The following is a 19927-nucleotide window of genomic DNA, read 5'->3' as shown; positions in this document are numbered from 1 at the left end:
TACCGCCGTGCTGCCGTCCCGGAAGTACAGGCTTCACTGCCTGCGCTGATCACGGCAACTGGGAAGGAGTGCAGGGAACTCAGTGCTGGGCGGGCAGGATGTTCTGGTTGCCGCGGAACACGTTGTCGGGATCGAATTCGCGCTTCACCAAGGACAGCCGCCGGTAATTCTGCTCGCCATAAGCGGCCATGATCCGGTCCTGCCCTTCGTCACCGATGAAGTTCAGCCACACGCCACCCGTGGTGTGCGGGGCGATGTCCTGCCGGAACTGCTTGACCCAGGCTTTTGCCTCCTGCCCACCCTCCGGGGTTTCGGAAAGGCCGAACGGGTGGCTGACCCAGGCTGCACCCCGATGCTGCAACGGAGTGTTCGCCGCAGCAGGGCCGCCCACCGCTCCGCCCCAACGTGCCACCAATTGCTGCGAGTGCGGTCCCGGAAGGCGTTGAGCCGAGTCGACCAGAAGATCCAGTGCGGCGTCATTGAGCTCGTTATGGTAGTCCGCGCTCCAGTAGTTGTAGTGATCCGGAGGGTCGTCGATCATGCACTGGAAGTCGGCATATTGCATGGGCGAGACGAGGTCCACCGAGGGGCCGAGTTCCTTGAACGGTTTGACGTGCTCTTCGCCGGCCTCAACATCACCCGCGTAGATGTAAGCCATCCCGACGGCGAGCTTGCCCACCATCTCTTCCGGGACGAACTCTTCCGGCGGGGCGGTGAGGTACACGAGGGCTGTCCCCACGGCGTCGGGCGCCTCCAACGCAAGTCCCCGGAAGGCGCGCGACAAATCCGTCGCGTCCTCCCCGGGGAACAACATGAGGCCAGCCATCACAGTAGGTCCGAGATCGTGCAGCTTGAACGTCAAGGAGGTAGCCACACCGAAGTTTCCGCCCCCTCCGTGGAGTGCCCAGAACAACTCGGGGTTTTCGCCGGGGCTGGCGTTAACGCGTTCCCCGGAGGCCGTGACCAGATCGACGGAGAGCAGGTTGTCGCACGCGAATCCGTACGAGCGTTCCAGCCATCCCGAACCACCGCCTAGGGTGAATCCCGAGACTCCCGTGGTGGATGCGCGCCCTCCCGTGACAGCCAGCCCGTACTGCTGGGTTGCGCGATCGAACTCGCCCCAGGTCAGCCCTGCGCCCACCGTGGCGGTCTTCATCCCGCGGTCCACGCTGATGGACTTCATTGGGCGGACGTCAATTACCAGGCCGTCGTCATTGGTGGACATGCCAGCCACTGAGTGCCCGCCCGAGCGCACGGCGACGTCCAAATTGTGGTTGTGCGCATAGCTCAGCGCTTCCGCCACTTCGCCGGGATCCGAGCATTTGGCGATGACAGCCGGCTTCCGGTCGATCATCGCATTGAAGAGTTTTCGGGCTTCGTCATAGTCCGGGCTGTCCGGACGAATCCATTCCATGGGAGTTCCTTCGCATCGGAAACTCTCCCCTAGAACAGGGTACGTCCGCACCTCCCATCGGACCATGGGTAGTTCAAAGAAGTACGACGACGGCGGCGCGCCACTTCGCGCCAAGCGCACCAGGGCTTACGGGGGCGAAGGGCGGTAACGGGTGCGCCGAAAGGTGCGCCGGGAGTGAAGCGCAGCTCACCAGCGCTCGACGTTCATATTTCGTATGCGGTAGAAATGGTAGTGGCAATCCGCAAATACGGACCTATGATTCATATATGCCGCAAATACGAATTTCCGAGGCCGCGCGCTTCCTTGGTGTCAGCGACGACACCGTGAGGCGATGGACGGAAAACGGAACGCTTACTGCCCGGAAGGACTCAGCTGGTCGCCTGGCAGTGGATGGTTTGGAACTGGCCACGCTTGCCCGTGATCAATCCCATCTCCCGGATGATCCCTCCCGGGCCGGAAGCTCGGCCCGGAACCGCTTCGTGGGTCTGGTCACCGGCATCACTGCGGACAAGGTCATGGCCCAAGTGGAGCTTCAGTGTGGTCCGTTTCGTGTGGTCTCACTCATGAGCAGCGAAGCCGTCCGGGAGCTTGGGCTGGAACTCGGTTCGGTAGCCACAGCCGTGGTGAAGGCCACCACCGTCATCATCGAAACACCGCAGGGAAAGAGCATCACATGAGGATCAGCCGCAAGCCTTTCGCCGCAGTGCTGGTCGCGGCTGCCCTGGCGGCGGGCCTGGGTGCCTGCGCCTCCGGGACAACACGTCCGTCCACGGGCTCGGCCAACCCCGGGTCCTCGATGTCCGGCGAGATCACCGTGTTCGCCGCGGCATCCCTGAAATCAACCTTCACGCAGCTGGCCAAAGACTTCGAAGTCCAGCACCCGGGCACCAAAGTAACTCTCAGCTTTGCAGGCTCCTCCGACCTGGCCACGCAGATTACCCAAGGCGCCCCCGCGGACGTCTTCGCTTCAGCAGATACCAAGAACATGGCCAAGCTCGCCGACGCGGATCTTGTGGACGGCACAGCAACCAACTTCGCCACCAACGTCCTGGAGATCGCCGTCCCGCCCGGCAACCCGGCGTCGATCTCTTCCTTCGCGGACCTGGCCAAGCCCGGCGTCAAAGTGGTGACCTGCGCCAGCCAGGTTCCCTGCGGTGCTGCAACGAAGACCGTCGAAAAAGCGACAGGGACCGCATTGAGCCCGGTCAGCGAGGAATCATCCGTGACCGATGTCCTCGGCAAAGTTACCTCGGGCGAAGCGGACGCTGGCCTGGTCTACGTGTCGGACGTCAAAGCGGCTGGTGACAAGGTCCAGGGCATACCCTTCCCCGAGTCGGACAGGGCCGTCAACACTTACCCGATTGCGACGGTTGATACCAGCAAGAACAAGGAACTCGCAACTGCGTTCATAGCAAACGTCACTAGCGAAGCCGGCAAGAAGGTCCTCATGGACGCCGGCTTCGGAACGCTGTAGTGGAGGCCACAGCATCATGATCAAGCACAGCGGCTACCACGGCATTCCGCGGTGGATTTATGTTATTGCCGCTGTAGGTGGACTTCTGATGGTGCTTCCCTTGGCGGCGATGCTGCTGCGGGTGAATTGGCCGCAATTCATTCCGCTCATCACCTCGGAATCGTCCCTTGCCGCCTTGGGCCTGAGCCTGAGAACCTCAGCTGCCAGCACCGCCCTTTGCGTCGTCCTGGGAGTTCCGTTGGCGCTGGTACTTGCCCGCGGCGAGTTCCCCGGACAAAGGCTCCTCCGTTCCTTCGTCCTGCTGCCGCTGGTGCTGCCGCCCGTCGTCGGCGGTCTCGCTCTCCTGTACACGTTCGGGCGGCAGGGACTCCTGGGAAAGTCCCTTGAACTGGCCGGGATCCAGATCGCGTTCTCTACCTCGGCGGTGGTTTTGGCCCAGACTTTCGTGGCCCTGCCGTTCCTGGTGGTCAGTTTGGAAGGCGCGCTGAGATCGGCCGGAAGTAGATATGAAGCTGTGGCGGCGACCCTCGGGGCGCGGCCCACTACCGTCCTTCGTCGCGTCACGCTTCCACTAGTGCTGCCAGGGCTCGCGTCAGGTGCTGTGTTGTCGTTCGCGCGAAGCTTGGGTGAGTTCGGAGCCACCTTGACCTTTGCCGGGAGTTTGGAAGGGATCACCCGCACCCTTCCCCTCGAAATCTACTTGCAGCGTGAGGCAGATGCGGACGCCGCCGTCGCGCTTTCCTTGGTGCTGGTGGCGGTTGCCGTTGCGGTGGTTGGGCTCAGCTATGGGCGTCGGCGAAGCAGCACTCCCGTGGAGGTCCAGCCATGAGCTTCGAGCTGCAGGCTAGCGTCCGCGCCAGGAACTTCGACATGTCGCTAAGCCTCGCTGAAGGCGAGACTGTTGCCATACTCGGTCCCAATGGTGCCGGGAAGTCCACTCTGCTGGGCGTGATTGCCGGCCTGCTGCGGCCGGATGCCGGCTCGGCGAGAATCGGCGTCAAAGAACTGTTCAAGCTCGACGGCGGCACTCCCTTTTGGAGCCCGCCACACCTGCGGGGGACCGCGCTTCTGGCCCAGGAAGCTCTCCTCTTTCCGCACCTGAATGCCTTGGACAACGTGGCATTCGGGCCGCGTAGTGCGGGTGCTTCCAGGGCTGCCGCGCGGGAAACTGCACAACACTGGCTGGCCGAAGTTGATGCCCTGCCCCTGGCTGACCGCAAGCCCTCCCAGTTGTCCGGCGGGCAGGCCCAACGCATCGCGGTAGCACGCGCTTTGGCTGCTCAGCCCGAGTTGTTGCTCCTTGATGAGCCCATGGCCGCCCTCGACATTCACGCGGCACCGTTGCTCCGCCGCGTCCTCAAACGAGTCCTGCGGGACCGAAGAGCGATCATCGTCACGCACGACATCCTGGACGCCTACATGCTCGCAGACCGCGTCATCGTGGTGGAGGAGGGGCACATCGCGGAAGAAGGACCCACGCGTCAGGTCCTGGAAAGACCACGAAGCCACTTCGCCGCGGGCCTCGCTGGCCTCAACCTCGTCGCCGGGAACATTGCTTCCGAGGGAATTACGACGCCGGATGGCCGGGTTTTCGCGGGCCAGCATGATCCTGACTGGTCACCAGTGCTCGGGCAGGCGGGCGTAGCCGCCTTCCCGCCGTCGAGCGTCTCCGTCTTCCTGGGCGACGTTCACGGAAGTCCGCGTAATTCCTTCCCGGTGACCATCACGGACCTTGAGCCGTATGGGGACCAGATCCGAGTCCGCGCCAGCGGGGTGCATTCGCCGCAAGCGTTGTCAGCTGACATCACGCCCGCGGCATCAGCCGATCTTGGTCTGGTACCGGGCATGGAAGTCAGGTTCGTGGTCAAATCTGCGCTGATATCGGTCTACCCGGCCTGAATACCCCTGCCTGAAATAACCCGGTCCGGATAACTCAGGCGCTACTCGCGATACATCCGCTCCGCATACGACGGCCCGTAGTAGGCCTCCAGATCCTCCAGTGGTGTTTCGGGTTGCGTGTAGGTCCGGGACAGCATCGCGATGCTCGGAAGGTCGTCAGTGTCCCAGGTTTCCGGTTGCCACAGTCCGCTCCGCATGAAGGCCTTACCGCAATGGGTGAACACTTCCTCCACGGCAACCACAACAGCGGCGCGCGGCCGGTGCCCCTTGACCACCAAGTGATCGAAGAAATCGGCGTCGCGGACAATCTGTGCCGTCCCGTTGATCCGTAAAGTGTCCGTTCTGCCTGGGACGACGGACAGAATGCCGACATTCGGGTTCTCCAGGATGTTGTGGAAGCCGAAGGCGAGCTTGTTGCCGGGGCGTTCCGGAATGGCGATTGTGTGCTCGTCCAGGACATAAATGAAGCCAGCGGGATCGCCCTTGGGCGAGGCGTCCACGCGGCCCTGCGCGTCCGAAGTCGAGATCACGCAAAACGGGCTGGCTGCCAGCCATTGGCGGTCGAAATTGCTCAGCGCTGTGCGCACCTTCCGGCGCACACGGTCCAAGGGCAATCCGATCAGTTCTTCGAGTTCATTCACGCTGGAAATGGTGTCCATTGCCCCAGCCTACGGGTGTTTTTTGGCTTGGGGACGGCTCGCGCCACTTGCCGCCATCCGCGCTGGTTCTTGCTGGTGCGGATAGCGGATACGGGAGCGAGAGCTATAAGAAGACCCCCGCTATTCACATAGCCATGGTTTTGTGTGGACAGCAGTTTCGCCGTGGGCAAACATGGAACTCAGAGAGTCCAAAAGCAAAGTTGAGCGTAGTAGACTCAACTTTGTAATCATAGGTATCACTCCAGAAAGGGAGCACTCTTTGGACGTCAAATTCACCACCAAAAGCCAGGAGGCCCTTTCTGCGGCCGCCATGAACGCCTCCACTGCGGGCAACCCGCAACTTGAGCCCGCACACCTGCTGAAAGCCCTGATGGACCAGCGCGAAGGCGTTGCTGTTGCGCTGTTGCGTGCCACGGGAGCGGACCCTGATGCCGTGAGCGTTCAGGCCAGCTCAGCCATCAAATCGCTGCCGTCGTCATCGGGCAGCTCGGTCCAGCAGGCCCAGTTGTCCCGCCAGTCCATGCAGGCCATCCAAGCTGCCCAGAACGAGGCCGACAAGCTCGGCGATTCCTTTGTGTCCACGGAGCACCTGCTGCTCGGACTCTCGGCCGGCAGCGACGCCGTGGGTAAGTTAATGCGCGACGCCGGTGCCTCCCACGAAGCGCTGCTCGCCGCCCTGCCGGGGGTCCGGGGGGACAGGAACGTCAACTCGCCGGATCCGGAAAATACCTTCCAGGCCCTGGAGAAGTTCGGCACGGACCTCACTGCCGTAGCCCGCTCAGGCAAACTGGATCCCGTCATCGGGCGCGACAGCGAGATCCGACGCGTCGTGCAGGTTTTGAGCCGTCGCACTAAGAACAACCCCGTGCTGATTGGTGAGCCGGGCGTTGGCAAGACCGCCGTCGTCGAAGGCCTTGCGCAGCGCATGGTGGCCGGCGACGTCCCCGAAAGCTTGCGCGGCAAAACGCTCATCGCCCTGGACCTCGCGTCCATGGTGGCCGGAGCAAAGTATCGCGGCGAGTTCGAGGAACGCCTGAAGGCCGTCCTGGAGGAGATTAAGAACTCCAACGGGCAGATCGTGACGTTCATCGATGAAATTCACACGGTTGTGGGTGCCGGCGCCACAGGTGAAAGCGCCATGGACGCTGGGAACATGCTCAAGCCCATGCTGGCCCGCGGTGAGCTGCGCCTGATTGGTGCCACCACCTTGGACGAGTACCGCGAGAACATTGAGAAAGACCCTGCACTGGAACGCCGCTTCCAGCAGGTCTATGTTGGCGAGCCCAGCGTCGAAGACACCATCGGCATCCTTCGTGGCCTGAAGGAACGTTACGAGGCCCACCACAAAGTAGCCATCGCCGACTCTGCTTTGGTTGCAGCCGCAACGCTGTCCAACCGCTACATCTCGGGGCGCCAGCTTCCGGACAAGGCAATCGACCTCGTGGACGAGGCCGCGTCGAGGCTGCGCATGGAGATCGATTCCGCACCGGAAGAAATTGACCAGCTCCGCCGCGCCGTCGACCGTTTGACCATGGAGGAACTGGCCCTGCAAGGGGAAACTGATCCTGCTTCGGTGGAACGGCTGGCCGCGATCCGGGCGGACAAAGCCGATAAGAATGAGGAGCTCAGCGCTTTGAACGCGCGCTGGGAAGCTGAGAAAGCCGGGCTCAACCGGGTGGGTGATCTCAAAGCGAAAATCGACGAACTACGCTCCGCAGCGGACAAGTCCCAACGCGAGGGTGACCTGGAATCGGCGTCGCGGATACTCTACGGCGAACTGCCCGCTCTGGAACGGGAGCTGAGCGCCGCTGCTGAAGAGGAGTCCGCCCGGAGCGATTCGAAACCGGAACTGATGGTAGCCGAGGACGTAACTGCCGACGACATCGCGGAAGTCATCTCAGCCTGGACAGGGATCCCGGCTGGTCGCATGCTCCAAGGCGAGTCCCAGAAACTGCTGCACATGGAAGAGGAACTCGGCAAGCGCCTCATCGGGCAGACCAAAGCCGTCCAGGCCGTGTCAGACGCCGTGCGCCGTGCCCGTGCCGGAATCAGCGACCCCAACCGCCCCACGGGTTCATTCCTGTTCCTGGGTCCCACGGGCGTCGGCAAGACGGAACTGGCCAAGGCCTTGGCGGACTTCCTCTTTGACGACGAACGCGCCATAATCCGGATCGATATGTCCGAGTACAGCGAGAAGCACTCGGTCGCCCGGTTGGTGGGTGCCCCTCCGGGATATGTCGGCTACGAAGAAGGCGGCCAACTTACAGAGGCTGTCCGTCGCAGGCCCTACTCCGTGGTGCTGCTGGACGAGGTGGAGAAGGCCCACCCTGAGGTCTTTGACATCCTCCTTCAGGTTCTCGATGACGGCCGCCTCACCGACGGTCAGGGCCGCACCGTGGACTTCCGCAACACCATCCTGGTGCTGACCTCCAACTCCGGAAGTCAGTTCCTTGTGGATCAGTCTCTGGACGCAAGGGCTAAGCGGGACGCTGTCATGGCTGTGGTCCAGGCATCGTTCAAGCCCGAGTTCCTGAACCGGCTGGATGAGATCGTCCTCTTCGACCCGCTGACGGTAGAGGAACTTGCCCGGATCGTGGAGCTGCACGTCGCCGAGCTGAGCAACCGGCTCCGCGATCGCCGCCTGAGCCTTGAGGTTACCGATGGGGCACGCGCATGGTTGGCTATGTCCGGCTTTGATCCCGCCTATGGTGCACGGCCGCTTCGCAGGCTGGTTCAACGGGAGATCGGCGACCGCCTGGCCAAGGAGATCCTCGCCGGCGAAATCAGCGACGGCGACACCGTGCTGGTGGATACCGCTGCGGACCTCGACGAACTCACCGTTGAGGGCTTCGAAGCGCTGACGGGTCCCGACGGCGGCACTCCCGCAGGTACTGGCCTGACGGTTCGTCGGAAGTAGGTTTCAGGCTACTTCGCGAGGAGATCTTCGGTGATGGTGTTGCCGGAATCCACCACGATGAAGCAATCAACGCGGCGGTCGCCCCGATCCCAACTGGTGGTGCTCGGGTAAACGTTCTGCTGAAGCAGCACGTAATTGTCGGCCGCCGCGTTGAGCTTCACATCCTTGCAAACCTCGCGCCCTTTGTCCCTGAGGGCATTGGTTCCAGGAAAGGACTCGTCGGCACCGTAGGTGTGGACGGCTCCGAGTTGGGCCGAATGCTCGGTGTCGCAGGCTACGGCCCTGGCTTTTGAGGCGTTGGCATCGAAGTCGGCAAAGCAGTCGCCCACTTGAAAGTCCTTGGCCTCTGCATCACGGGGGAGCGGGCCGGCAGTCGGAGATGCGCTGGGCGTGGACACGGCTGCTTCGGGGCGGGTGCCCAGCAAGTTGAGCAGGACCCAAATCACAACGCCAATGAGTATGAGGACGCCAACAACGATTCCGCCGATTACCAGCCGCTGCCGCTTGACCGGATCTCCGTGGGGTTCCGGCTGTCCGTGGACGCCTTGATCTCCTTGGGGCTCCGGCCGCCATTCCTGACCCGTGTAGGGCTGTTGGCCGGCGAACGGTTGCTGCCCGGCTTGCGGCTGCTGACCTGCATTCGGCTGCCAAGGAACTGTCGGCGGTTGTTGCCCAACGTATGCCTGCTGTCCCGAGTAAGCAGGAGCATTGGTCTTTTCGGGTGACACTGAATCCCCGGCTGGCTGTGAATCCGTGGGCGGCAACGCAGGATCGGGCTGCTCTGCCGGATTGGCAACAAAGTCAGGATCGAGCTCGGGTGCGGGATCCGGTTGCAGACCCGAGGGCGGCCCCGAGGGGGCCGATGACGGTTGCTGACCCGGTGAAGGCGGTGTTTGGGGCGCAGGGGGCACTCCATCCTCGCCTTGTTCGCGTCGTGAACCGTCACGGGGTGAAGTGTTGTCCTGGCTCATATTCCCGGGTGTGCCTTCCTGCTGTGGAGCCGCATTGAGGCAGACTCTACCCAATTTTCGCTTCTCTTGGAGGTGTAATGGCGTGCTTTCAACCGTAGTCGGCCCGGACGCGGGGTGGTGGTGGCGCGCGGGCACCCCCGAAAGCATGTAATCTAGACATACGACAAATTGACCAAACATTCCGGGGCCTCGCCGATAGCCAAGGTGACCACCTCCGGTCCAAGTACAAAAGGGGGTCACGCCATGGGGCGCGGCCGTCAAAAGGCAAAAGCTACCAAGCAGGCTCGGGACATTAAGTACTATTCCCCGAACACTGACTATTCGGCACTTGAGCGGGAGCTCACGGGTCCGTCCAGTCGTGTCAAGAGCCACTTCCCCGACGATCCCCCGGAGCCGGACTATTCGGCCTACGAGGACAAGTACGCGGAAGATGACGACGACGAGGTAGACACCCGTCGGATCGGATAGCTGTCGCAACCAACAGGTGCTTATGGCACTGAGTTGCGGACCGCCGTCGTACACCAAGGTCAACGCGCATTTTCGAATGCCGTATATCTTTTGAAAAAGGGCCTCCAGGCCACGCCATTTTTTGGCGTACCCTGGGGGCTCTTTTTTGCGTAGGCTGGAGTTCGAGCGCATCGAAAGGGAAATCCATGTCGGAGGTCGAGAGTTATCAGCAGGGAACACCGTGTTGGGTGGACCTGTCCTCCACCGACATTGAAGTTTCCAAAAAGTTTTACAGCGACCTCTTCGGGTGGGAGCTGGATGCCATGGATGCCGGAAATGGTATGACTTATTACATGGCCAAGCTCAAAGGCCGCTACGTCGCCGGAATGATGCAGCAACTGCCCGATGCCCCGGAGGGAATGCCTTCCTATTGGGCGAACTATCTTGCCGTTGATTCCGCTGACGAGGCCGCCCGGCGCGTGGAAGGCGCTGGCGGAACCCTGCTTTTCCCTCCAGATACGGTTCCTAACGGCAGCGGACGTATGTTCTTCGCCACAGACCCGACGGGTGCACAGATTGGATTCTGGGAGGCCGGCAACCATCCCGGTTCGGGTTTGGTCAACGAGCCTGGGACCATGATTTGGAATGAACTGCAGACAGACGATGTCCACACGGCCGTTGCGTTCTACGAGGCTGTGACAGGTTGCACCAGCGAGACTACGCCGGCCGGCGACCTGCAGGAGTACACGAGCCTGCTGGTGGATGGAAAGCGAGTCGCGGGTGCCCTTAAGTTGCCTATTGAAGGCCTGTCACCGTTCTGGATGACGTACTTCAACGTGGTGGACATTGATGACACGGTGAAGCAAGCCGTTGAGCTGGGCAGTCATCTCATTGCACCGGCTTTTGATGTGCCGGGAGTTGGGCGAATGGCAGTTCTCATGGATCCAGCGGGAGCAGCGTTCAGCATCATGACAGGCTTGGCAGCATGACATCACGAAAGCACTATGCCAGTGGAGAGCCGTGCTGGGCCGACCTTCAGACCCGGGACGTCGCGGCAGCCAAGACTTTCTATGAACAGGTTTTCGGCTGGACTTTCAAGGACCTGCCCACGCCGGACGGCCGCAGTTATGCGCAGGCCTTCGTCAAGGATCAATTGGTGGCTGTGATCGCCCCGCAGAACCCCATGCAGGAGGCTGCCGGCACGCGTGGCCAGTGGAACGTCTACATCTCGGCCACTGACACCGAGGAGATCGCGGAGGACGCTGTCCACGCGGGAGGGAAACTCCAGTTTGGCCCGGAAGCCGTCGCCGACACCGGGGTCTTGGCGTTCATCGAGCCTCCGGGAGGCGGCACCACGGGCATCTGGCAGGCTGGCACTCATGTGGGCAGTCACTTGTTCAACGAGCCCGGGGCGTTGGCGTGGGCGGAATTGCTGACGCCCGAGCCGCAAGCCGCCGTCGCGTTTTTCCAGCAGCTTTTTGGGCATGAGGTCACCGAATATCCCCAGGACGACGGCGGCAGCTACAGCACGCTGATGGTCAAGGGCGACGAAGTGGCTGGCATAGTTCCTGCCGATGAGGGCGATGAGGCCGGCTGGCAGATCTACTTCGGCGTAGCGGATCTGCGAAAAGCATCGGAAGCCGCAGCCGCAGCCGGGGGAGAGCTCCTGGTTGAACCGGAGGGCAAACCCGAAACGGGGTCGCTTGCCACTATTCAGGACCCGCAGGGCGGCGTCCTTAGCCTGATCCAGATCTAGGGCAGGAACAGCAAAAAGAGCGGCCGGGCAGTTCAAGACTGCCCGGCCGCTCTCTTTACGAAGCGGTAACGCGCTTAGGCGTAGGCATTCACCAAACGGACAGCGCCGCCGTCGACACCCTTGGCACCCTGGACGTAGTCCGGGCCGGTCTTGTCGATCGAGTCGCTGTCAGCCGAAACGGCACCCATGACCCAGGACGGCAGGCCGCGGTCGTTGAGGCGGGCCACTGCAGCATCGGCTGCTTCGGCGGAAACAATGGCAACCATGCCCACACCGAGGTTCAGCGTGCGCTCCAAGTCGGCCAGCGGAACGTTGCCGAGCTCGGAGACGAGCTTGAAGATGGCAGGCAGTTCCCAGGTGTTGCGGTCCACCGTGGCTACGAGGCCCTGCGGGAGGACGCGTGCCAGGTTAGCAGCGAGGCCACCACCGGTGACGTGGCTGAAACCGTGAACTGCTGCGCCTCCCGTGACAGGGAAGGTGCGTGCCAGGTCAAGGCAGTCAGCTGCGTAGACGCGGGTGGGCTCCAGTAGTTCTTCGCCCAGCGTGCGGCCGAGTTCGGAGACCTGGCGGTCCAGTGCCCAGCCGGCGTGGTTGATGACGCGGCGGACCAGGGAGTAGCCGTTGGAGTGCAGCCCGGAGGAGGCCATGCCGATGACGACGTCGCCTGCCCGGACGCGGTCCGGGCCAAGCAGGGCGTCTGCCTCGACGATGCCGGTTGCGGCACCTGCGACGTCGTACTCGTGCTCACCCAGGAGACCGGGGTGCTCAGCGGTTTCGCCACCCACCAAGGCGGTGCCGGCAACGGAACACGCAGCAGCGATACCGCGGACGATGTCCGCGATGCGCTCCGGGACAACCTTGCCGCAAGCGATGTAGTCGGTCATGTAGAGGGGCTCAGCGCCCACCACGACGATGTCGTCGACAACCATGCCCACCAGGTCAAAACCGATGGTGTCGTGGATGTCCATGGCCTGGGCGATAGCCACCTTGGTGCCAACACCGTCGGTGGACGTCGCCAGCAGCGGCTTCTTGTAGGTCAGCAGCCGGGAGACGTCGTACAGGCCAGCGAAACCGCCGACGCCGCCAATCACCGATGAGTTATGCGTCGCCTTGATGGCGCCCTTCATGAGTTCGACTGCGCGGTCTCCCGCTTCGACGTCGACACCCGCGGAGGCGTAGGTGATACCGGAGTTATTCTCAGCGGCGGGTGTTGCGGAGCTCATACAGACTCTTTCTTGTCGGCGTCGGTCAAACGATCAGCGTCGGTAAGCAGGTTTTCGAATTCGGCGTCAGGCCCGGGATCGCAACCCGTGGCGCCCGGCTTCTCGGCAGGGTCCTCGGAATCGTCCACGGAGTCGGACGGAGCGGCCGGTTCCAGACCGCCAAGGTCGGTGCGCTCCAGCAGGTTCTTGCCCAACTTGTCCGCGTGCGGCAGCTCGATGGGGTACTTGCCCGTGAAGCAGGCCGTGCAGAGGCGTTCGCGCGGCTGCTGGGTAGCGCCGATCATGCCGTCTTCGGAGATGTACGCCAGCGAGTCAGCGCCGATTGCCTGTGAGATCTCCTCGATGGTGGCGCCGTTGGCGATGAGTTCCGCGCGGGACGCGAAGTCGATGCCGTAGAAGCAGGGCCACTGAACCGGGGGAGAGGAAATCTTGACGTGCACAGCGGCGGCGCCGGCTTCGCGGAGCATCCGAACGATGGCCCGCTGGGTGTTGCCGCGGACGATCGAGTCATCCACCACAACAATGCGCTTGCCACGGATCACGGATTCCAGGGCGTTGAGCTTGAGGCGGATACCCAGCTGGCGCAGGGTCTGCGACGGCTGGATGAACGTGCGGCCCACATAGGCGTTCTTGACGAAGCCGTGCGCAAACGGAATGCCGGACTGCTCTGCGTAGCCCACGGCGGCAGGTGTGCCGGACTCGGGCACCGGGATAACAAGGTCTGCCTCGTGAGTGTTTTCGCGGGCCAGCTGGCGACCCATTTCCACGCGTGCCTCGTACACGGAGCGGCCGGCGATGGCGGCATCCGGGCGGGCGAGGTAGACGTATTCGAAAACACAGCCGGCGGGGGTTGCCTCGGCGAAGCGCTGCGAACGAACGCCGTCCTCGTCGATGGCAATGAATTCGCCGGGTTCGATTTCACGGATGAAACTCGCGCCAACGGTGGCCAGACCGGCCTGCTCGGAAGCGACAACCCAGCCGCGCTCCAGGCGGCCCAAGCACAGCGGGCGGATGCCGTACGTATCGCGGGCTGCGTAGAGGGTTCCTTCATCCATGAAGACGAAGCAGAAGCCACCCTTGATCTTGGGGAGCAACTCCAGGGCGGTCTGTTCCAGGGTCTTGCCCTCTTCGCCCTCAAGGAGAGCGGTCACCAGGGCGGTGTCCGAGGTGTTGCCCTGCTTCATCTCACCGGTCAGCTGGCCGTCGTTGCGCTCAAGGATCATTTCCCGGAGTTCAGCGGTGTTGGTCAGGTTGCCGTTGTGAGCCAGGGCAACCGTGCCGGTTGCTGTTGCACCCAGGGTTGGCTGCGCGTTGGCCCAGTGGCTTGCACCGGTGGTGGAGTACCGGCAATGGCCAACGGCCAGATGCCCGGTAAGGGTGTTCAGGGTTGTCTCATCGAAGACCTGGGACACAAGGCCCATGTCCTTATAGACATTGATGCGCTTGCCGTCACTGGTAGCGATACCAGCCGATTCTTGTCCGCGGTGCTGCAGCGCATACAGCCCGTAATAGGTGAGTTTTGCTACTTCTTCACCGGGAGCCCAAACCCCAAAGACGCCACAAGCGTCCTGGGGGCCTTTTTCGCCGGGGAGAAGATCATGAGAAAGTTTTCCGTCGCCACGTGCCACTGGTCGATTGTCTCATGTTGTGGCCGTGGTACGTTCCCCCATTGCCTATGTGACCCCTTGAACTGGCGTGTTCCCGCGAAAATGCGGTGTGTCTCACATTCGGTACCCCTGTGAAGAGGCGGGCAGGGCGCCTGACCTAGCGGACGTCGTCGTTCTCTGGTCCTTCATCCGGAACCGAGTCCGGAACGGGCTCCACCACGGCGCGCTGGGTGCGCTTCACGCTGAGTCGGTCCAGGATCAGGGCGAGTACGGAGAACAGGATGACGCCGCCGCCTGCGCAGACGATGAGGAAGAATCCGAACACCGTGCCGGCGTCAAAGGCGGGGTCGGCCTGGCGGCCGTAGGCGATGATTGCAGCCACGATTGCACCAACCACGGCTCCCAAAATCATGAAGGGTACGAACTTGGGTGCCCGGCGAACCGTGATCTCGCGACGGGCGGAGTTGGGGGTGGTGTCCTCTGAAGCCATGCCTTCAAGCGTACCTTTCCCTGCCCAAGTGACAGTTAATGCCAATGTCCTTGCGGAACATTGGCATTAACTGTGAACTCGGCGGGGGGGGGGGGTGGGTTAGCTGCCGCGGTACGTCGAGAACGCGAACGGGCTCAGGAGGAGCGGCACGTGGTAGTGCTCACCGGCGTCGGAAACTGTGAAGTTCAGGTCAACTTCGGGGAAGAACGTCTCGGTGCCGAGGCCCTCGTAGTAGGCGCCGGTGGCGAAGTTCAGGCGGTAGGCGCCGCCGGGAATCCGTTCGGGACCAAGTGTCTTGATGCGGCCATCGGCGTCGGTTTCGCCCTTAGCCACCAGGGTCCAGTCGTCACCTTCCCGGAAGTAAAGTACGACGGCGACACCCGCCGCCGGGCGTCCGGAACCGGTGTCCAGAATGTGGGTTGTTACTTGTGAAACGCTCATGCGTTGACTCCTTCGCTGATCAGTCCGGAGAGCCGCAGCAGTGCGATCTCCCGTAGCTGGCCGGCCACGATCGTGTCTTCTTCTTCCGGGGTGTGGGTGAGGCGTTCCTGGAGGGCGCCGAGCATTTCCTGCGCGCTGCGACCTGCCGCGCGGATCAGGAAGACCCTGCCGAACTTCTCCTCATACGCCCGGTTTCCCTCGGCGAGTGCGGTTGTTGTTTGGTTGTCGCCGGGATCGACTCCTGCCTGCTCCGAGCGCGACATAGCCGCCTCGGTGGTCTGAGCCTTGGGGCGTTCGCCGATCCGGGGATGGTGTGCCATGGCGGACTCCACCTCGGCAGCAGTGAACGGTTCGGCGGCGCGCTGGGCCTGCCCCAGTAGTTCGTCGACGCTGGCGTAGGGGCGCGCGTCCACGATGGTTTCCACCCAGCGGCGGATGTCCAGGCAAGGCGTGAGGGTCCTGATGGCCTCGTCCCGGTCAACACTGTTGAATACTGCAAGCTCCATGCTTGTGTCATCCTCATGCAAAATGCTGGCATCCATGGTGTGGGCTATGCGGAACTCCTGTTGGTACAGGAGGAAGCCCTTGCTTCAAGCTTCCGCATCATGGAACTGTTATTTCAGCATACGTAATTAGTTAAGCTGAGTGAATGGCCCGGTGTCAAGAGACTACCGCGCGGTGACGGCGTGTTCTCACCGTGAGGTACAGTCGGTGCGCCGTAATTATCAGGGCTAGCCAAGCGATGCCAATGGCCCAGGCTGCAAGGACATCCGTCAGCCAGTGATGACCTAGATAAACGCGGCTTAGGCCCATGGTGAAGGCGAACGCTGCCGCCACGAGAATAGTGATGATCCTCGCTTTGGTGGTCTTGAGCCTGAGGATGATCAAGTACGCCACAATTCCTGCGATCACGATCGAGTTGAGCGAATGGCCGCTTGGGAAGGACGCCGAGTGTTCGTAGGGAGGGATGGCGTCAACGAGGTCCGGGCGGGCGCGGCCGAAGAGCGGTTTGCCCAGGATGGTAATGACCAGGGAACCCAGCCCGGCGGCGAGCATCAGGATGACAGGTGTCCATGATCGCCGTTTGGTGGCCAGGAAAATCATGATGCCCACGGCAATGATGGGCATGCCAACGGTGCCGCCAATATTGGTATAGGCCGTGGTGGCCATGTCCAAGGCGGGGGAGCGCGCCGACTTGGCTGCCGCCAGCACGGGATCATCCAATCCGGCCACGCCGTCAGCTTCGGTCACGGACTCGTAGACCTCGCCGAACACCAACGCTAGTGACAAGGCAATGGCAAGACCTGCCATAAGGGTGATGATCAGCGCAGCATAGGGACCCAACAGGGAAGTGACTTTTTCGGCACCCCCGGCGAGAACCCGGCCGGCAGGTGATTTCCAGCGCGTCAGGTCCTGTCCGGCAACGAACCGGTCCTGGCTTACCTCGCCGCTGACGCCTTGCTCGGGCGCCTCTTTTCCTTCAGTCGTCACTCTCGTCCCCTATCCGTGGCGGCCTCAGTATTGGTGAGTAACCTTAGCAGTTTGGCCTAGGAGGGTTCCTGAGCGGTGGGCTCTTCCGGCAGCGATTCGCCAACTTTGACCAGCAGTGGCTGTTCCGGTGCGAGCTCCGCACCGCTTTCCCGGAGAGGGCGGAGCTGCGGGACCGGCTCACCCGTCGCGGGGTCCACCAGGATGGAGTGAGCTTCGCCGGCGCCGAAGGCGTTGCGTTCGCCCCATTGCCGGAGGCTGAGGATCAAGGTGAAGAGGTCGCGCCCGGCGCTTGTTAGCTCATATTCGCTCCGCGTCCCGCGGTCATTGGGGATCCTGGTTAGGACGCCCCTGTCAACGAGGAGGCGGAGGCGGTCCGAAAGGATGTTCTTCGCCACCCCCAGAGACCTCTCGAATTCTGAGAAGCGACGCTTGCCGTCCAATGAATCCCGAATGATCAGCAGGATCCACTTGTCGCCCACGAGGTCGGCTGCCCTGGCTACCGGGCATTCGGAGTCGGTCCATTCGATCTCGATCGGTTGCAACATGAAACCATTCTGCCATAATCTCAGATGGTTGCATATTGAAACCAAGTGAATGGAGGCGGGAAGAATGAGCAGTGATCAGCTGACAAAACCCAAGCAGGGAGTAGGCCGTGGCCTTTTGCTGCTGCTCGCCGTCGTGGCCGGGTTCATGGTGTCCAACATCTACTACGCACAGCCCCTCCTGGAGCGCATCGGTGCCGACGTCGATATCTCGGTGGCAAGCATCGGATGGGTCGTGGCAGCATCCCAAGCCGGGTATCTTGCTGGACTGATTCTTCTGGTGCCATTGGGTGACATGGTGGACCGCCGCATCCTCATCACCGTTCAGGTGGCAGCAAGTGCTGTAGGTGCATGTGCCGTGACCCTGGCTTCATCCCAAGCTGCCTTGCTGCTCGCCTTCGGGATTCTGGGATTGGCCTCTTCCGTTGTGCAGACCATCGTCGCGTACACGGCCGCCTCCAGTAGTCCGGACCGAAGGGGCGGAAACATCGGAACCGTCACCGCCGGCGTCGTGAGCGGCCTTATCCTGGCGCGGACCGTGGCGGGTGGCATGACGGACCTATGGGGTTGGAGGTCGGTTTACGTCTTTGCCGCGGCAGTTGCTGTGGTCCTGTCGCTGGCAGTCCTCCGCGCCATTCCCCGGGAACCGGCTCCAAAAGTCGACGTGCGCTATTGGCAGGCTGTTTCATCAGTGGTGGTCCTGACGCGCCGCAATCCCGTTTTCCGTACCCGCGCGCTCATCACCATGCTGCTCTTTGCGTCTTTTGGGGTGCTGTGGAGCGGGATGTCGCTGCTGCTCAGCGGACCCGCGTGGAACCTGCCACCGGGCATTGTGGGGCTTTTCGGGCTGGCTGGCCTAGTGGGCGTACTGGCTGCATCCGGAGCTGGTGCTGCCGCGGATCGTGGGTGGGGTCAACGGGTCACCGGGTTGAGCTTGGTGGCGCTCTTGGGCTCGTGGCTCGCGTTGTCCCTGGGAAGTTGGTCGCTGCTCTGGTTCATCGCCGGCATCATCGTTCTCGACGCCGCTGTGCAGGCCGTCCATGTCAGCAGCCAAGCACTCATTGTGTCCGGTGCTGAAGAGTCAGCCAGCAGCATCATCGGCAGCTATATGGTGTTTTATTCGGTGGGCAGTGCCGTGGGGGCCGCCTCTGTCGCGCCGGTATTCGACGCTTGGGGTTGGACCGGTGCCAGCATTCTTGGGGCAGTATTCGCGCTGCTGGCGCTTGCTGTTTGGGGGATGGACCGGGCTCGGCGCCTCAAGACGCATGCTGGCTTGGTTCGCACCGTCCACCAGGCTGCGGCAGAATGACCTCAACCAGCTGAAGGAGTTCGCACATGCCGCACATTCTGACGTCCAGGTTCCTGTTCGGTCCCGGCCCGAGCAATTGCTACCCCGAGGCCATGGCCGCCCTTGCCTATCCCGTGCTCGGCCATCTTGATCCTGTGTTCATCGAACGGCTCGACCACACCTGCGAAGGCCTCCGGACTGTCTGGGGAACGTCCAATGCGCGGACACTTCCGTTAAGTGCCACAGGTTCCGGCGGGATGGAAGCAGCTTTCGTGAACACTGTGTCCGACGGCGACGTGGCAGTGATCGCTGTCAACGGACTCTTCGGGGCGCGCATGTGTGAAGTCGCCCGGCGTTGCGGGGCCACAGTGGTCCGCGTCGATCACGAGTGGGGCCAGCCCGTCGATGCCGAGCGCGTACTCTCGGCGCATCCAAATCCAAAGGTGATCGCGGCCGTCCACGCTGAGACTTCCGTGGGCGTGCTCTCCGATATAGCTGCGCTGGGTGCCGGTAAGGGTGACGCCCTGTTGATTACCGACGCCGTCACGTCCATCGGTGGACTTGAGCTCCGGGCAGACGACTGGGGCATCGACGTCGGATACGCCGGAACGCAGAAATGCCTCGGTGTGCCACCCGGACTTTCGCCCTTCACCGTTTCCGATCGCGCCTTTGAGCGGCGCATCAAAGATCCGCGCTCCTGGTACCTCGATATCGGGCTGCTGGGCGGGTACGTCGGCGCTGCCAGCGGTGCCCGGACGTACCACCACACAGCACCGGTCACCATGATCGCCGGGCTTGAAGCCGCCCTGGACCGCATCCTCGCGGAGGGTCTTGGAAATGTGCAGGCCCGGCACCGTGCCGCTGGTGCCGCTTTGCAGGCTGGGCTTCAGGAAATGGGTCTCGAATTGTTTGCTGCCGAGGGCGCCCGGTTGCCGAGCCTCACCACCGTGAAAGTGCCCAACGGCGTCAGCTCGGCCGCCGTCCGCGCTTACCTTCTGGAGAACTTCAGCATGGAAATCGGCTCGGGCGTCGGGGAGTTCGCGGATACTGTGTGGCGCATCGGCATGATGGGCCCGAACGCCAACAGCGCTTCTGTCACGCTGGTGCTCGGAGCTCTTAGAGAGGCAATCGCGAAAGCCTAGCCCGCACGCTCTCTCACGTCCCGCGGGGTTGGGCGGGTCGCTCTCTCATGTCCGGCGGGGTTGGGCGCAACGCTCTCTCATGTCCGGCGGGGTTGGGCGCAACGCTCTCTCATGTCCGGCGGGGTTGGGCGCAACGCTCTCTCATGTCCGGCGGGGTTGGGCGCAA

20 protein-coding genes are annotated in these 19927 nt (G+C 62.6%); 10 read left to right on the top strand and 10 right to left on the bottom strand.

Annotation, left to right across the window (positions count from 1 at the left end):
* Positions 1-79 precede the first annotated feature (79 nt).
* The gene (locus ACIQTW_RS07925; RefSeq protein ID WP_402935733.1) at positions 80-1414 is read right to left on the bottom strand and encodes an FAD-binding oxidoreductase; all 1335 of its coding nucleotides are present in this window, start codon (positions 1412-1414) and stop codon (positions 80-82) included.
* Positions 1415-1680: 266 nt separating this feature from the next.
* On the opposite strand from ACIQTW_RS07925, the gene ACIQTW_RS07920 reads away from it, so the two are divergent.
* From ACIQTW_RS07920 to ACIQTW_RS07905, 4 genes are read left to right on the top strand one after another with little or no spacing between them, the layout of a single operon-like run.
* Entirely contained in the window at positions 1681-2091 is a 411-nt protein-coding gene (locus ACIQTW_RS07920; RefSeq protein WP_402935730.1) for a molybdopterin-binding protein, read from the top strand.
* Positions 2088-2888, top strand: coding sequence for a molybdate ABC transporter substrate-binding protein (gene modA / locus ACIQTW_RS07915; RefSeq protein WP_402935727.1), 801 nt, complete (start codon positions 2088-2090; stop codon positions 2886-2888). The genes ACIQTW_RS07920 and modA overlap by 4 nt, the downstream gene beginning before the upstream one ends.
* Positions 2889-2904: 16 nt before the next feature.
* Positions 2905-3717 (top strand): ABC transporter permease, encoded by an 813-nt coding sequence (locus ACIQTW_RS07910; RefSeq protein ID WP_402935724.1) that lies wholly within the window; start codon positions 2905-2907, stop codon positions 3715-3717.
* Complete coding sequence (locus tag ACIQTW_RS07905) at positions 3714-4787, top strand: sulfate/molybdate ABC transporter ATP-binding protein (protein WP_402935721.1); 1074 nt, start codon at positions 3714-3716, stop codon at positions 4785-4787. Before ACIQTW_RS07910 ends, ACIQTW_RS07905 begins: the two co-directional genes overlap by 4 nt.
* Positions 4788-4828: 41 nt before the next feature.
* On the opposite strand, the gene ACIQTW_RS07900 is transcribed toward ACIQTW_RS07905, so the two are convergent.
* Entirely contained in the window at positions 4829-5446 is a 618-nt protein-coding gene (locus ACIQTW_RS07900; protein ID WP_402935718.1) for an MSMEG_1061 family FMN-dependent PPOX-type flavoprotein, read from the bottom strand.
* Positions 5447-5705: 259 nt separating this feature from the next.
* Here ACIQTW_RS07900 and clpB point away from each other — a divergent pair, with 259 nt between their 5' ends.
* Positions 5706-8363 (top strand): ATP-dependent chaperone ClpB, encoded by a 2658-nt coding sequence (clpB, locus tag ACIQTW_RS07895; protein ID WP_402935715.1) that lies wholly within the window; start codon positions 5706-5708, stop codon positions 8361-8363.
* Positions 8364-8371: 8 nt separating this feature from the next.
* Here the strand turns inward: clpB and ACIQTW_RS07890 are convergent, their stop codons facing one another.
* Positions 8372-9334 carry a septum formation family protein gene (locus ACIQTW_RS07890; protein ID WP_402935712.1) on the bottom strand — a complete coding sequence of 321 codons (963 nt, stop codon included), beginning with the start codon at positions 9332-9334 and terminating at the stop codon, positions 8372-8374.
* Between the two features lie 243 nt (positions 9335-9577).
* On the opposite strand from ACIQTW_RS07890, the gene ACIQTW_RS07885 reads away from it, so the two are divergent.
* The 3 genes from ACIQTW_RS07885 to ACIQTW_RS07875 all read left to right on the top strand — a co-directional run bounded on the left by ACIQTW_RS07885 (position 9578) and on the right by ACIQTW_RS07875 (position 11537).
* Positions 9578-9802, top strand: coding sequence for a DUF3073 domain-containing protein (locus tag ACIQTW_RS07885; protein WP_011776148.1), 225 nt, complete (start codon positions 9578-9580; stop codon positions 9800-9802).
* A 185-nt stretch (positions 9803-9987) separates the two neighbouring features.
* A complete protein-coding gene (locus tag ACIQTW_RS07880) occupies positions 9988-10770 on the top strand; it encodes a VOC family protein (RefSeq protein ID WP_402935709.1) in 783 nt (260 codons plus the stop codon).
* Positions 10767-11537 carry a VOC family protein gene (locus ACIQTW_RS07875; RefSeq protein ID WP_402935706.1) on the top strand — a complete coding sequence of 257 codons (771 nt, stop codon included), beginning with the start codon at positions 10767-10769 and terminating at the stop codon, positions 11535-11537. The genes ACIQTW_RS07880 and ACIQTW_RS07875 overlap by 4 nt, the downstream gene beginning before the upstream one ends.
* Before the next feature lie 74 nt (positions 11538-11611).
* On the opposite strand, the gene purM is transcribed toward ACIQTW_RS07875, so the two are convergent.
* From purM to ACIQTW_RS07840, 7 genes are all read right to left on the bottom strand, one after another.
* Positions 11612-12760 (bottom strand): phosphoribosylformylglycinamidine cyclo-ligase, encoded by a 1149-nt coding sequence (gene purM / locus ACIQTW_RS07870; RefSeq protein WP_402935704.1) that lies wholly within the window; start codon positions 12758-12760, stop codon positions 11612-11614.
* Entirely contained in the window at positions 12757-14388 is a 1632-nt protein-coding gene (gene purF, locus ACIQTW_RS07865) for an amidophosphoribosyltransferase (protein WP_017199953.1), read from the bottom strand. Before purF ends, purM begins: the two co-directional genes overlap by 4 nt.
* Before the next feature lie 136 nt (positions 14389-14524).
* Positions 14525-14857 (bottom strand): hypothetical protein, encoded by a 333-nt coding sequence (locus ACIQTW_RS07860; RefSeq protein ID WP_402935700.1) that lies wholly within the window; start codon positions 14855-14857, stop codon positions 14525-14527.
* Between the two features lie 99 nt (positions 14858-14956).
* Positions 14957-15298, bottom strand: coding sequence for a hydroxyisourate hydrolase (uraH, locus tag ACIQTW_RS07855; RefSeq protein WP_402935697.1), 342 nt, complete (start codon positions 15296-15298; stop codon positions 14957-14959).
* Positions 15295-15804 (bottom strand): 2-oxo-4-hydroxy-4-carboxy-5-ureidoimidazoline decarboxylase, encoded by a 510-nt coding sequence (gene uraD / locus ACIQTW_RS07850; RefSeq protein WP_402935694.1) that lies wholly within the window; start codon positions 15802-15804, stop codon positions 15295-15297. The genes uraH and uraD overlap by 4 nt, the downstream gene beginning before the upstream one ends.
* Before the next feature lie 154 nt (positions 15805-15958).
* Positions 15959-16789, bottom strand: a complete 831-nt coding sequence (locus ACIQTW_RS07845) for a phosphatase PAP2 family protein (RefSeq protein WP_402935691.1) — start codon at positions 16787-16789, stop codon at positions 15959-15961.
* A 56-nt stretch (positions 16790-16845) separates the two neighbouring features.
* Positions 16846-17334 (bottom strand): winged helix-turn-helix transcriptional regulator, encoded by a 489-nt coding sequence (locus tag ACIQTW_RS07840; protein WP_402935688.1) that lies wholly within the window; start codon positions 17332-17334, stop codon positions 16846-16848.
* 64 nt (positions 17335-17398) lie between these two features.
* Between ACIQTW_RS07840 and ACIQTW_RS07835 the strand changes: the two genes are divergently transcribed.
* Positions 17399-18640, top strand: a complete 1242-nt coding sequence (locus tag ACIQTW_RS07835) for an MFS transporter (protein ID WP_402935685.1) — start codon at positions 17399-17401, stop codon at positions 18638-18640.
* A gap of 26 nt (positions 18641-18666) precedes the next feature.
* Positions 18667-19761, top strand: coding sequence for a pyridoxal-phosphate-dependent aminotransferase family protein (locus ACIQTW_RS07830; RefSeq protein ID WP_402935682.1), 1095 nt, complete (start codon positions 18667-18669; stop codon positions 19759-19761).
* The last annotated feature ends 166 nt before the right edge of the window (positions 19762-19927 follow it).

It is taken from the genome of Paenarthrobacter sp. NPDC090517, assembly GCF_044769165.1.
GTDB lineage: Bacteria > Actinomycetota > Actinomycetes > Actinomycetales > Micrococcaceae > Arthrobacter.
Note: the sequence above shows the minus strand (reverse complement) of the source record. Positions and strands in the feature narration are given on the sequence as shown.